The organism is Pseudobutyrivibrio ruminis HUN009, assembly GCF_000703005.1.
Lineage (GTDB): Bacteria > Bacillota > Clostridia > Lachnospirales > Lachnospiraceae > Pseudobutyrivibrio > Pseudobutyrivibrio ruminis_A.
This window is the reverse complement of sequence record NZ_JNLH01000001.1, coordinates 2,214,076-2,226,696: the sequence shown is the minus strand read 5'-3', so window position 1 is coordinate 2,226,696 and position 12,621 is coordinate 2,214,076. Positions and strand designations below refer to the sequence as shown.

Sequence of the window (12,621 nt, the reverse complement as noted above, 5' to 3'; positions counted from 1 at the left end):
AGGAGTTTGTCATGATTTTTCAAATTAAAGAGTCAAGAGAGTATAGACTGAATTTATACTACATAATAGCTCAAGGGCTTTATTGGATGATGGTGTGTTGCACAATTAGTATGGGCTCAGCTTACTTGTCAAACAGAGGCTATTCTACAGTTGGGATAGGGGCTTTGTTTGCTATTGCTTTTTTAGTGGCAACAGTTCTACAGCAGGTTGTTTCTTATCTCACTGATAAAGCGTCTAGTTTCGATGTTGTAGACGTATTAGCTTTGCTTGGAGCTATAGTTACATTGGATTTATTCTTTGCTATTGGTACAAATTCTAAAGGATTTGGAACTAGCTTTACATTCTTTATTGGTGCTATGGTTGCTACAGTGATTCAACCGTTTTTGAATGCATTAAATTTTCATATAGAAAAGTATAATGTGAAAATGAATTTCGGGGTTGCCAGAGCAAGTGGTTCGTTCTTCTTTTTTATAATGAGTTTACTTGCCGGAAATTTCATGACACTTACAACTGAAAGAGCAGTTACCATTCTAGGTTTTGTTGTATCAGCTACATTTGTTGTGGTTATTATTCTTATTTATAGAGAACTGAAGTATTCTGGAATTGAAATACAAGATGATTATGATCCTTTTTCGGATGAATCAAAGGATAACAACTTTAGCTTAGAATCGGTAAAGGCATTCATTGATAAATACGAAATGTTTTTTGTATTCCTTATTGGAGTTGTTTGTTTTTATTTTGGGCATGTTTTAATAAACAATTTCTTATATCAAATTACTGTTAACGTTGGTGGTAATGAGGCTAGCAATGGAGGTCTTTTAGCACTTCAGGCAATTGTTGAGCTTCCTGCTATGATTTTCTTCAATCAGCTTAAAGATAAGTTTGGCTCTATTAAGTTGCTTGGTGTTTCAGCTATATTTTATTTGGTTAAAATATTAGTTACAACTTTAGCAACCTCTGTTGGATTACTTTATTTTAGTATGTTATTCCAGGCGTTGGCTTTTGCCATTTTTATACCTGCATCTGTTCATTTTGTAGATGAGATAATGAATAAGCAGGATGCGGTAAAGGGCCAGGCATTCGTTACTATTGCTATGACATTTAGTAATTTGCTTTCTAGTTTGCTTGGTGGAGTATTAATAAGAATCATTGGCGTAACACCAACTTTATGGTTTGGTACAATCATTACTTTCATAGGAGTAGTAATAGCAATATTTGGTTTAGCAAAAATCTGCGAAAATAATTAAATAAAAGATAGATTTTTTTGGTACAAATTGCTAATATAATTATATACAATTTTTTTAAAGGATTAATATGGCTAGGTATAATATTGGTGGATACATCTTCGATGATGAGAATAAAGCAAAAGAAGCCGCCAAAGAGCTTAAGGCAGTTGAGTATATCTTGGGGCAGATAAGAGATAGCGACGAGAAAGCTGTGCTCACTGTATATAAAAAGCTTTTGAATCAGCGTATGTTTTCCACTGAAATCGGTATGAGTTTTCTAGCTCAGCTTAGGCAGAATCTTTTAGATTCAGAGGTTTTTACGCCAGAGGATATTCCTCCTGTTTATTCTTTAGAAGAACCCCCTAAAGACGTGACACCAGAAGAAAAAACAGAAGATACAAATTCATCTTCTGATGAAAAAGTATCTAAAGCTAAGAAGGAAAAAGCCGATAAAAAAGTTGTGGCTAAAGTCACAAATGATTCTTCAGAAATCAAAAGACTAAAAGCTATCAACAAGGTCCTATTAATTTTATGCATTGCATTGTTGCTTTGCGTTTTGGGAATGTTTTATGTGAGTACCACAATAAACAGCCCGACCATACTCGATTACGAAGAAAAGCTAATCGACAAGTATTCTTCTTGGGAGCAGGATCTTACCGAAAGAGAAGAAGCTATCAGGGAGAAGGAACAGGAACTACAATAATATTATTTCAAGGATTGGGGTTGGTGTTATGTCTAAAAACAAAATTCTTGTGGCTGATGATGAAAGCCGAATGAGAAAACTTATCAAGGATTATTTGGTAAGAGAGGATTATGAGGTCATAGAGGCCGAAAATGGTGAACAGGCTCTCGATATGTTCTATATGGACAGCGAGATATCACTTATCATTTTGGATGTTATGATGCCAAAGGTTGATGGGTTTGCTGTATTGAAAGAAATTAGAGAGACTTCTTCAATACCTGTTCTTATGCTCACAGCTAAGGGTGAAGAAAACGATGTCCTTAATGGATTTGAGCTTGGCGCTGATGAGTACATTAACAAGCCATTTTCTCCAAAGATTCTTATGGCCAGAGTTAATGCAGTTCTTAGAAGAAGCACAGATGATTCAATCGGTAAAAAGGTTGTTGAGGCTGGTGGTATTCAGCTTGATGTTGATGCACATGTGGCAACTAACGATGGAACTCCAGTTGAGCTTTCTGTCAAAGAGTTTGAGTTGCTTTATTACTTCATCAACAACGAAGGAATCGCTCTTTCAAGAGAAAAGATTCTCAATCATGTTTGGGACTATGATTACTTTGGAGATGCTAGAACAATCGATACTCACGTTAAAAAGCTTCGTAGTAAATTAGACGATAAGGGAAACTATATCAAGACTATTTGGGGCATGGGGTATAAATTTGAAGTCGACGCAAAGGTCTAATAAAATTAATCGCCAAATTGTAGGATTGATAGTTGCAATCATACTTGGTTCACTTGTTATTGTTAGCATTCTATCATCCTGCTTTTTAGGCGATTATTATGTTTTAACAAAGAGACATGATATGGTAGATCTTTACGATATCATGTCTGAAAAATGTAATGAGGGTGTTTTATATGGACAAGATTATGAAGCAGAAATAGCAGCCTTATTTGATAGGTTTTCTGTGAATTGCGTTGTTACAGGCGCTAGCGGAGAGCCTTTAATTTCGTCTAATACTAATTCTGAGATTTTATTGAATCAACTCAATTATTCAATGTTTTCAAACGATGAATCTGTGGATGTCATTAATAAGAATGATAATTACGAGATTTTTAAGCAGGCTTTTCCAGGTTCAGAGGATGATTATCTTGTTCTATTAGGCTTGCTTCCAGATGGCAACATTGTTTTTATCAGAGCTACTTTATCTGCTATGGAGCATACTAGTTCAATCACAAACAAGTTTTTCCTATATATGGTTATGATTGCGATTCTTATGACTGCAATATTTAGTCATTTTGCAATCGCTAAATTTATGCAACCTTTATTTAATATAATTGATATAACGAAGCGTATTTCAAACTTCGATTTTGAAGCAAAGTATACGCCTCAGGTTATATATAATGAGATGGATGATTTAGGCGAGCATGTTAATGAAATGTCTACTACATTGAAACGTGCTATTAGTCAGCTACGCACTGCAAATGAAAGCTTAAAGCATGATCTTGAAGTTCGAGAAGAAAACGAAAACATGCGAAAAGAATTCGTATCTAATGTTTCTCACGAACTAAAAACACCTATTGCCCTTATTCAAGGCTATGCCGAGGGTCTGCAGGAGGGCATTATGGAGGATGAGAACAGCCGCCAGATTTATCTTGATATCATCATTGATGAAGCCAACAAGATGAATCGACTGGTTAGAGAAATGCTCATTCTTAATCAGCTTGAAGCTGGTCAGATGAATATGGATATGGTTGATTTCGACGTGACAGAGATGATTGATAGCGTTGTTGATAGCAATAAAATCAATTTTGAAGCACAGAATATTAACTATTCATTCATCAATAAGGAACCATGTGTGGTTCATGCAGACGAATTCTTAGTGGAGCAGGTTATTACTAACTTTATTAGTAATGCAATTCACTATGTATTAAATGAAAACATCATTAATGTACGATATGATTTTGTTAAAAAAGGAAAAGTTCGAATTAGTGTATTCAATTCTGGAAATAACATTGCCAAAAAAGATATTAAGCATATTTGGGAGAAGTTTTATAAAGCTGATAAGGCCAGAAGTCGTGAATATGGCGGAAGTGGTATAGGTTTATCAGTTGTAAAGGCTACCATGGACTTAATGCATGAAAAATTTGGCGTTGAAAACTTACCAAATGGAGTTGAATTTTGGTTTGAGTTAACTTTGACAAAAGACACAAAAATCAAACAAAATTCATAGAATTTTCTGATTTTTTGTGTTGAACAATACACATATTAATGCTAACATACCATTAATGATTAGTTTATTCTTCTAGGAGATAGCATGAAAATTAAAAGATTTTTCCTTTTGATTTCGGTTATGTGTTTTTCTCTACTTTTCACCGCTTGTGGTGAACCTTTGTATACTATGACAGAGGAAGAAGAGGCGGTAATCACAGCTTATGCCTCTAAAACTGTTTCAAAATTCAATAAAAATCAAACAACTGGAATTGCAAACGCTCGTGTAAAAGAGGGAGAGTTGGATGATGAATATGAGCCGGATGAAGCTGACTCAGAGGGAACAGAAGAGGTAATTGATGAGGAAAATACAGAAGTCGAATATGATCCAGAGACTGGAGAACCGATAGTTACAGACGAGACACAGGATGAAACTTCTGAAGAGAATTCTGATGATGCAGGATATTCTATGACTGATGCCATCGAGATACCAGGTGTAGAATTTACTTGTTCAGAATTTGATGTGACTTCTGATTACAAAACAAATAATTTTGTTCTTTCACAGGTCTCTGGTAAAAAATACGTAGTACTTTCGATTGAAGCAAAAAATACATCGGATTCCTCCGTAGATTTTTCTAATTATACAGGAAGAACATACAATTTATCATTGAACGGTGGCACAAAGACTAATACACAGTTCACACCGTTATCAAATGATTTAGCTAATTATGATGGAATACTGGCAGCTGGAGATTCAAAATCATTTATTTTGGTTTTTCTTTTCAGCGATTCGTCAGTAGAAAATATATCCTCACTTGAATTATTCATCACAAGTGATGGCACAACAAGAGGGACAACCATATAAATCATATTATTGATTTAAATGAGAGGAGATTTGCATGGATACTAATATTTTATTGGAATCGGGCACTAACGAGCTCGAAGTACTTGAATTTAAGGTTGGCAAAAATTTCTATGGAATTAACGTTGCCAAGATTAGGGAGATTTTGTTATATCAACCAGTTACGCCTCTACCTAATGCGCATCCTTCTATAGAAGGTATCTTCATGCCAAGAGATATTATGATTTCTGTCATTTCTCTTCGCAAGTGCTTAAATATTACAGATGAAGCTGAAACAGACGGCTTATTCATTATTACAAACTTCAACAGTTTAAATACAGCTTTTCACGTTGATGAGGTTCTTGGAATTCATCGTGTATCTTGGGAAGACATCATTAAGCCTGATGCAACTATCAGTTCTGATGAATCTGGTGTTTCAACAGGTGTTATTAAATTAGAAGATAGACTCGTTGTTATTCTTGACTTCGAGAAGATAGTTACAGATATCAATCCTGAGACTGGTCTTAAGGTTTCAGAAATGGATGATTACGAGACAAAGGATCGTAGCAAATCACCTATTATGCTTTGCGAAGATTCACCACTTCTTTCAAAACTTATTGTTGAGTGCTTGAAGAAGGCTGGTTACACTAACCTTATCGTCAATATGAACGGTCAGGAAGGTTGGGACAAGTTAGTTGAGTTCCATAAGAGAGGTACAGTTCTTGATGATGTACATCTTATTATCACTGATATCGAGATGCCTCTTATGGATGGTCATCGACTTTGCAAGCTTGTTAAAGAAAATGAAACCATGAAGAACATTCCGCTTATTATTTTCTCATCTCTTATTAATGATGAGATTAGACGTAAAGGTGAAAGTCTTGGCGCCGATGCTCAGCTTACAAAGCCTGAAATTGGTAAGCTTATTTCAGTTGTTGATGAGCTTGTTGCTAAATACGAAAGTGTTCGTAAAGGCAATTAATAATTAAAAAGATAAGGGGTGTGCTTTGCATACCCCTTAATTAAATTTAAGGGAGGACATGTAGATGTCTCAGTCAGAAGACTACTTAGATGGACTATTAAATTCAATAAATAAGGCTAAGACTGATGCTATGCAGGTCCAGGAAAATGCTATGAAGAAGCAACAGCAGGTTGTTGAAAGCCGTAAGGCTGTTGCTCCTGATGAGGATTTTCTTACTGCAACAGGAATAGATTCTTCTCAAGCACAGACTAAGACTTCCCATCCATACCTCAGAAAAGTTCTTTCTGAGGAGGATTTTTTGCGCCAATTTGAAGAAGAATTAGAAACAGATGATGTAGATTTATTTATTAGTAATTTTGAACAGGAAATTGATGAGGAGGAACGCATCTTCCAAGAGACAGGAGAATTGCCTGATTCAGAAGGCGTTGTCGATTCTCTTCTTAATAATATAAAAAAGGTTGTAAATAAAGCTCAGGATGAACTTGATGAATCAGTTCCTGAAATTAAGGAAGAGCCTAAAGAAGCACCTCAGGAGGAAGAGTCTTCAGAAGAGTTTGAATCTTTAGAACCTGAAGTAGAAGAATCAGATGATGATTCGGATGAGCTTAGTTTAAAAGATATTCTTGAAGATGATGAACCACAGATTGATTTGGCAGCTGATGATTCGCCAATAGAGATACCTGATGATGGGGAAATCGATTTATCTAATTTTATTGAAGAGCCAGAGGATGCTCCATTAGATGAGGAAAGTCCTGTAGATACAGATGATTCTGATGATTTTGGATTATCTTTAGATGATATAATCGAGGATTCTGGAGAGGAAGAACCTCTCGATGATTCCCTTAAAGAATTCCTTCCTGATGAGATGGATGCTTTAGATGAAGCACAGTACGGGGATGGAGAAGAGCCTGATTTGTCTGGTGATGGAGATTTGGATCTTGAAAATCTTCTTGAAGGAGACGATGAGGATCTTCTTGATATTCAATCACTTTTAAGTGGTGATGAAGAAGGTGCTGGTGAAGCTGCAGATATTGATGAATCTGCTGAAGAATCTGAACCTGAAGAAGAGGAAGAAGACAGCAAGGGTAAAAAGAAAAAGAAGAAGAAAAAAGATAAAAAAGAAAAAGGTGAAAAGGGCAAGAAAGAACCTAATCCTATTATCCAGAAGCTTTTACTTATATTATTTGGTCCTCCTGATGAGGATGAGTTGGCCGAGGAAGCCGCTAAAAATACTACTGTTGAGATTACCTATGATGAAGAAGGAAATCCAATAGTTCCAGAGCCTGAGGAAGATCCAAAGGAAAAGAAAAAACGACTTAAAGAGGAAAAGAAAGCTGCAAAAGAAGCGGCTAAAAAAGAAAAAGAAGCTGCCAAGAAAGAAAAAGCTAAAGAGAAGAAACCAAAGGAACCAAAACCTAAAAAAGAGAAGAAACCAAAGGAACCTGATAATTCTCCAAAAATTCCTATTTCCATTATTGCCATATTTTTGGTATTATCTATATCAATAATTGGTGTAGTAATGGTTGGGATGACCTTTACAGGTATTAAGCGTCATATGGCACAGGCTAATGAATTGTTTGAAGCAGGCGATTATATAGCCGCATATGAAAAGCTTAATGGTTTTGATTTATCCGACGAGGATGTGGCCTTACTCAGAAATCAAGCAAGAACTCTTGCTGATTTACAGCTTTGCCAGCAGCAATACGAAGCATTTATTCAGTATGAGCAATATAATTATGCGTTAGACTCCTTGATTATAGGTGTTGGAAGATACGAAAAATACAAGGATGACGCCGCAGAATATGGCATTGCAGACCAATATGATGCCTATGGCGCTACTATGATTTCTGAACTTTCTGAGACCTTTGGTTTATCAGAAGAAGAAGCCTTAGCTATATATAATCAGCCAAACCGACACTACTATACAATAGAACTTAGAAAGGTGCTGAGAAGCTTAGGTTTACCAGATTTATGATTGCGATACTAGATTACGATGCAGGAAATATTAAAAGTGTAGAAAAAGCATTTAAAATCCTTGGTAAGGACACTATCCTTACCAGGGATTTTAGTGTAATTAAAAAAGCCGACCATGTTGTATTACCAGGGGTCGGCTCTTTTGCTGATGCTATGGACCATTTAAAAAAATACGAGCTTGATAAGGCTATAAAGGACTATGTCTCAAGTGGCAAGCCATTTCTTGGTATTTGCTTAGGCTTACAGCTATTATTTGATTCAAGCGAAGAATCTCCAGGGGTTGAGGGACTTCATTTACTTAATGGAGAGGTTGTGCGAATTCCTGATGGACCAGGCTTAAAGGTTCCACACATTGGCTGGAATTCACTGGACTACCCTAATCAGGGACGTTTGTTTAATGGTATAGATGAGGGTTCATTTGTATACTTTGTACATTCGTATTATTTGAAAGCAAAGGATGACTCTATTGTTAAAGCTACTACTGAGTATGGATGTCATATTCATGCCTCTGTTGAGAAAGACAATATATTTGCTTGTCAGTTCCATCCAGAGAAATCATCATCTGTAGGACTTCAGATTCTGAAGAACTTTGCAGAGATTTAATTCTGTTGCTAGTTGTTTGTTCTATAGGAGAATTGTTATGTTTACAAAGCGTATTATCCCATGTTTGGACGTCAAAGATGGAAGAGTCGTTAAGGGTGTTAATTTCGTAGATTTAAGAGATGCTGGGGACCCTGTAGAAATCGCAGCAGCTTACGATAAAGCAGGCGCGGATGAAGTAGTATTTCTTGATATTACAGCTTCATCTGATGGTAGAAATACAGTTGTGGATATGGTTCGTCGAGTTGCAGAACAGGTATTTATTCCTTTTACTGTAGGCGGTGGTATTCGTACTGTAGATGATTTCAAAGCTCTTCTAAGAGAGGGGGCAGATAAAATCTCTGTCAATTCTGCTGCAATTGATAATCCTCGTCTCATATCAGATGCTGCTGATAAATTTGGCAGCCAATGTGTTGTTGTTGCTATTGATGCAAAGAAGCGTCTTGATGGAGGCTTTAACATTTATAAGCACGGCGGTAGATTAGATTGCGGTATAGATGCAGTAGAATGGGCTATTAAGTGCGAAAAGCTTGGAGCCGGTGAGATTCTGCTTACTTCTATGGATTGTGATGGTACAAAAGCAGGATTTGATTTGGAACTTACTAAGGCTGTTTCTGATGCTGTAAATATTCCTGTTATTGCATCAGGTGGTGCTGGCAATATGGAGCATTTCAAGGATGCTCTTACAATTGGTGGTGCTGACGCGGCTCTTGCGGCATCTTTATTCCATTATAAGGAACTGGAAATCGTTGATTTAAAGAAATATCTTAGGAATCAAGGGGTTTCTGTAAGATTATAAAAATATGGGATATGTTTTAACAAAAGTTTCACATGTCCCTGTTATTATATTAATAAGTATAAATGTAAGTAAGAGACAAAACAGTAGAACAAGGATGTTCATGTTTTATTTTCAAAGGAGTGATGTTTATGTCTTTAACTATTAATTCATTTGGAAACAATTCTATATATTCATTGTTTGGTGGCAACAGCTCATCTGGCGTGAATTCAATGTTTGGAGGACTAGAGGGTTCTCTTACAAGTTTATCTCAGATTAAATCAGGTTCATATGGAAAGTTGGTTAAGTCATATTATTCAAAGTATGATAATGATGGAAACCTAAAGTCTGACACATCTAAAAAGTCAAAGATTGCAGACTCTAATTTGAGTGAGATTAGAAATGATTCATCAGATTTGAGCAAAGCTACAGATAAGCTTTTAGCAAAAGGTAAGAATTCCATTTGGAATCAGGTCGAATCTACTGACGATGAAGGAAACGTTACAAAGGACTATGACAAAGATAAGATTTATAGCGCTATAAAAGGCTTTGCAGATGCATATAATGAGCTTGTAGATAGTGGCCAGAAATCAGAGAGTACAGGAATTCTTTCACAGGTTGCCGCAATGGTTACAACTTCAGCCAAGACAGCACAGACACTTGGAAAGGCTGGAATTACCATAGATAATAAGAATCATCTTAATGTTGATGAAGATTTCCTAAAGAATAAAGCTAATATGACTTATGTAAAGGATTTGTTTAACGGAACTGGTAGCTATGCTTATCAGGTAGCCACCAAGTCATCAATGGCTAATTCCTATGCAGGCAATGAACTTGCTAGTATCACTGGTCGTAAGTCATATACTAACAGTGGAGATTATTCTCTATCTGCAGATGATATGATTAGCAAATTTAATACAACTACATAATATAAAATAAAAGCTGGTCCTTAAGGGCCAGCTTTTATCATGCAATTATTTACGTCTGTCAATGCCATTTTCTTTGTAATATCTATTTTTGTCTTCGTACATATGCTTGTCTGCTTTATGCTCCAGATCCTCTATAGATGCATCTTGTGAATCTACATAAGCTGCATATCCTACTGAAAGTGAAAGCCTATCTACTAATAAACCTCTCCATTGGGCTGCTTTCGCCTTTATATCGTTTACTATCTGCCCAGGATTGTTAGTGTGTAGTATTGCCAAGAATTCATCGCCGCCGGTTCTGTAGGTCTTACCAAAGGAGCCGATAGTTGATTGCAAGCAATCTGCAGCGCCCTTAATTAATTCATCACCAGCTGCATGTCCGATTGTGTCATTTGCTTTCTTTAGGCCATTAACATCCACTGAGAAGATAACAAAGTCTTCATGCATGCCTTCTTTTTTATATAATTCTACATCTTCATCGTAACAACGTCTATTGAACAGTCTTGTAAGTTCATCTGTTAAGGAAATGTTTATCAGATGCTCCTCTCGGCGTTTCTCTTCATCGATATTTCGTGTAGTGAATATAACGATATTTGGAATTCCATCTGCCGTCTCATCAACGGCAATATACTGAGCTCGAAACCAACCATATGTAGCATTGATGAAATCGCTTGATAAAATCTTTTTATTTGTTAGTCTTGCTCGAACTGTGGTGATATCAGTGAACTTCCAAAAATCGTCTAATTGCTCAGGTACAACAAATTTTCTAATAGATTGAGTCATTATTGTGTGATTCTGATGTGGCATTTCTATTTTGTGCTCAACCTTGTTTTCATCACGCAGTGAAATTTCCGTAGAGTTAATAAAGTTTATAAGATTAACGTTATTATAAATTTCAGCCATTGAGCGAAGAGTTTTCATTTGCTCTTGCATATCTTTTTCGTGATCACGTATTTCCAGAAATTTCTCCATCAGCTGCTTCATATAGTTTATAGATACTTCGAGTATTACGTATCCAACAATAAACATAAGTATTGCTTCTATGGTGTATCCGGTCATGCAGCCTTTGAATTCCATTTTTGGACTTATGTTTCCAGCTTTTCTAGCTGCATAGAAAGGGGCAGTTTCATATGCGGCAAGTGTCATCATCATATAGTTAAATAATGACGTAAACAAATAAATAGTTTTGTTTACATATAATATGCTTAATAAAGGTACCAAAAACCAGGTAAGCTTTATTGCGAAATGAGAATAATTCAAGAAATATAAAAAAATATCTAGCAAAACTAATGCAAAGATTGCTGTATTTTTAGAATCTGGAAATTTGTATATAGCAAAACGGTGTATTGCAGCAAGTAGTAGGATGATTACAGATAAAAATAGACAGTCGAAATAATCTATGCTATGAATTATGCCCAGTGCAATAGGAATGGCCATAAGCGGACCTATAGATATTCCAATCCATAGACAGATGTTTATATAACCGTTTATCTTTCTATAATTCTTTTTTGAAAAATCTTCATAACTTGTTACGTTATTCATTATATGCTCCTCATAATCGTGTATATAAAGCTTAATCCATTTGTTTGAAAAAGTTGTGAATATAAATGGAAATAACAAACAAAATATGGTGGACTTTGAGATGTTGTTCGGTTATAATTTTTGCGGAAAATGTATTAAAGGAGGAACCCATGGTAGTAAAATCTTTAGCAAGAGAATTATCAGAAACCACGTATCCTGGCAGAGGCATTGTCATTGGTCGTTCGGAAGACGGAACCAAGGCTGTCTCTGCTTATTTTATTATGGGGCGTTCTGAGAATTCCAGAAACAGAGTATTCGTAGAGGACGGTGAGGGTATTCGCACACAGGCTTTCGATCCTTCAAAGCTTACAGATCCTTCTCTTATTATTTATGCACCAGTGCGAGTGCTCGGAAATGATACCATTGTTACAAATGGAGACCAGACAGACACTATTTACGAAGAGATGAAGAAAGGAAAGACATTTGAGCAATCACTTCGTCTACGTGAGTTCGAGCCAGATGGTCCAAACTTTACACCTCGTATTTCAGGTCTTATTCACATTGAAAATGGTGAATTCAATTATTTAATGTCAATTCTTAAATCAAACATGGGCGATAGCGATTCATGTAACAGATACACTTTTGATTATTCTAATCCTAAGGCTGGTTCAGGCCGATTTATTCACACATATATGAATGATGGCAATCCACTTCCTTCATATGAGGGAGAGCCAACACCAATTGAAATAAAGGGAAACATCGATGAGTTTACAGCACTCATTTGGGAGAACCTTAATGAAGATAATAAGGTTTCACTTTTTGTACGCTACATCGATATCGCAACCGGAGCCGTAGAAACCCGTATCATAAACAAGAATAAATAATTTT

General features: G+C 36.0%; 12 protein-coding genes. 11 read left to right on the top strand and 1 reads right to left on the bottom strand.

Going from position 1 to position 12,621, the window contains the following annotated elements; all coding sequences use genetic code 11:
- The first annotated feature begins 11 nt into the window (after positions 1–11).
- The 10 genes from BO15_RS0110080 to BO15_RS0110035 all read left to right on the top strand — a co-directional run bounded on the left by BO15_RS0110080 (position 12) and on the right by BO15_RS0110035 (position 10,215).
- Entirely contained in the window at positions 12–1,247 is a 1,236-nt protein-coding gene (locus BO15_RS0110080) for an MFS transporter (protein WP_033154204.1), read from the top strand.
- Between the two features lie 67 nt (positions 1,248–1,314).
- Positions 1,315–1,929: a hypothetical protein gene (locus BO15_RS0110075; RefSeq protein WP_033154203.1), complete on the top strand. Its 615-nt coding sequence runs from the start codon at positions 1,315–1,317 to the stop codon at positions 1,927–1,929.
- Between the two features lie 28 nt (positions 1,930–1,957).
- A complete protein-coding gene (locus BO15_RS0110070) occupies positions 1,958–2,647 on the top strand; it encodes a response regulator transcription factor (protein WP_033154202.1) in 690 nt (229 codons plus the stop codon).
- Positions 2,625–4,136, top strand: coding sequence for a sensor histidine kinase (locus BO15_RS0110065; protein ID WP_033154201.1), 1,512 nt, complete (start codon positions 2,625–2,627; stop codon positions 4,134–4,136). The genes BO15_RS0110070 and BO15_RS0110065 overlap by 23 nt, the downstream gene beginning before the upstream one ends.
- Before the next feature lie 84 nt (positions 4,137–4,220).
- Positions 4,221–4,979: a hypothetical protein gene (locus BO15_RS0110060; RefSeq protein WP_033154200.1), complete on the top strand. Its 759-nt coding sequence runs from the start codon at positions 4,221–4,223 to the stop codon at positions 4,977–4,979.
- Between the two features lie 34 nt (positions 4,980–5,013).
- Positions 5,014–5,937 (top strand): chemotaxis protein, encoded by a 924-nt coding sequence (locus tag BO15_RS0110055; protein WP_033154199.1) that lies wholly within the window; start codon positions 5,014–5,016, stop codon positions 5,935–5,937.
- A gap of 64 nt (positions 5,938–6,001) precedes the next feature.
- Positions 6,002–7,912, top strand: coding sequence for a hypothetical protein (locus tag BO15_RS0110050; RefSeq protein ID WP_033154198.1), 1,911 nt, complete (start codon positions 6,002–6,004; stop codon positions 7,910–7,912).
- On the top strand, positions 7,909–8,514 hold the full coding sequence (gene hisH / locus BO15_RS0110045; RefSeq protein WP_033154197.1) for an imidazole glycerol phosphate synthase subunit HisH: 606 nt from the start codon (positions 7,909–7,911) through the stop codon (positions 8,512–8,514). The genes BO15_RS0110050 and hisH overlap by 4 nt, the downstream gene beginning before the upstream one ends.
- Positions 8,515–8,551: 37 nt before the next feature.
- On the top strand, positions 8,552–9,310 hold the full coding sequence (gene hisF / locus BO15_RS0110040; RefSeq protein WP_033154196.1) for an imidazole glycerol phosphate synthase subunit HisF: 759 nt from the start codon (positions 8,552–8,554) through the stop codon (positions 9,308–9,310).
- A gap of 128 nt (positions 9,311–9,438) precedes the next feature.
- On the top strand, positions 9,439–10,215 hold the full coding sequence (locus BO15_RS0110035) for a hypothetical protein (RefSeq protein ID WP_033154195.1): 777 nt from the start codon (positions 9,439–9,441) through the stop codon (positions 10,213–10,215).
- Positions 10,216–10,260: 45 nt separating this feature from the next.
- Here BO15_RS0110035 and BO15_RS13300 read toward each other — a convergent pair whose 3' ends face one another.
- Positions 10,261–11,754 (bottom strand): GGDEF domain-containing protein, encoded by a 1,494-nt coding sequence (locus BO15_RS13300; protein WP_052169881.1) that lies wholly within the window; start codon positions 11,752–11,754, stop codon positions 10,261–10,263.
- A gap of 149 nt (positions 11,755–11,903) precedes the next feature.
- Here BO15_RS13300 and BO15_RS0110025 point away from each other — a divergent pair, with 149 nt between their 5' ends.
- Positions 11,904–12,617: an IMP cyclohydrolase gene (locus tag BO15_RS0110025; RefSeq protein ID WP_033154194.1), complete on the top strand. Its 714-nt coding sequence runs from the start codon at positions 11,904–11,906 to the stop codon at positions 12,615–12,617.
- Positions 12,618–12,621 lie beyond the last annotated feature (4 nt).

Excerpts from the sequence above, each read along its gene's own strand:
- BO15_RS0110080 (WP_033154204.1), top strand. The coding sequence starts at position 12 with ATGATTTTTCAAATTAAAGAGTCAAGAGAGTATAGACTGAATTTATAC.
- BO15_RS0110075 (WP_033154203.1), top strand. The coding sequence starts at position 1,315 with ATGGCTAGGTATAATATTGGTGGATACATCTTCGATGATGAGAATAAA.
- BO15_RS0110070 (WP_033154202.1), top strand. The coding sequence starts at position 1,958 with ATGTCTAAAAACAAAATTCTTGTGGCTGATGATGAAAGCCGAATGAGA.
- BO15_RS0110060 (WP_033154200.1), top strand. The coding sequence starts at position 4,221 with ATGAAAATTAAAAGATTTTTCCTTTTGATTTCGGTTATGTGTTTTTCT.
- BO15_RS0110055 (WP_033154199.1), top strand. The coding sequence starts at position 5,014 with ATGGATACTAATATTTTATTGGAATCGGGCACTAACGAGCTCGAAGTA.
- BO15_RS0110050 (WP_033154198.1), top strand. The coding sequence starts at position 6,002 with ATGTCTCAGTCAGAAGACTACTTAGATGGACTATTAAATTCAATAAAT.
- hisH (WP_033154197.1), top strand. The coding sequence starts at position 7,909 with ATGATTGCGATACTAGATTACGATGCAGGAAATATTAAAAGTGTAGAA.
- hisF (WP_033154196.1), top strand. The coding sequence starts at position 8,552 with ATGTTTACAAAGCGTATTATCCCATGTTTGGACGTCAAAGATGGAAGA.
- BO15_RS0110035 (WP_033154195.1), top strand. The coding sequence starts at position 9,439 with ATGTCTTTAACTATTAATTCATTTGGAAACAATTCTATATATTCATTG.
- BO15_RS13300 (WP_052169881.1), bottom strand. The coding sequence starts at position 11,754 with ATGAATAACGTAACAAGTTATGAAGATTTTTCAAAAAAGAATTATAGA.
- BO15_RS0110025 (WP_033154194.1), top strand. The coding sequence starts at position 11,904 with ATGGTAGTAAAATCTTTAGCAAGAGAATTATCAGAAACCACGTATCCT.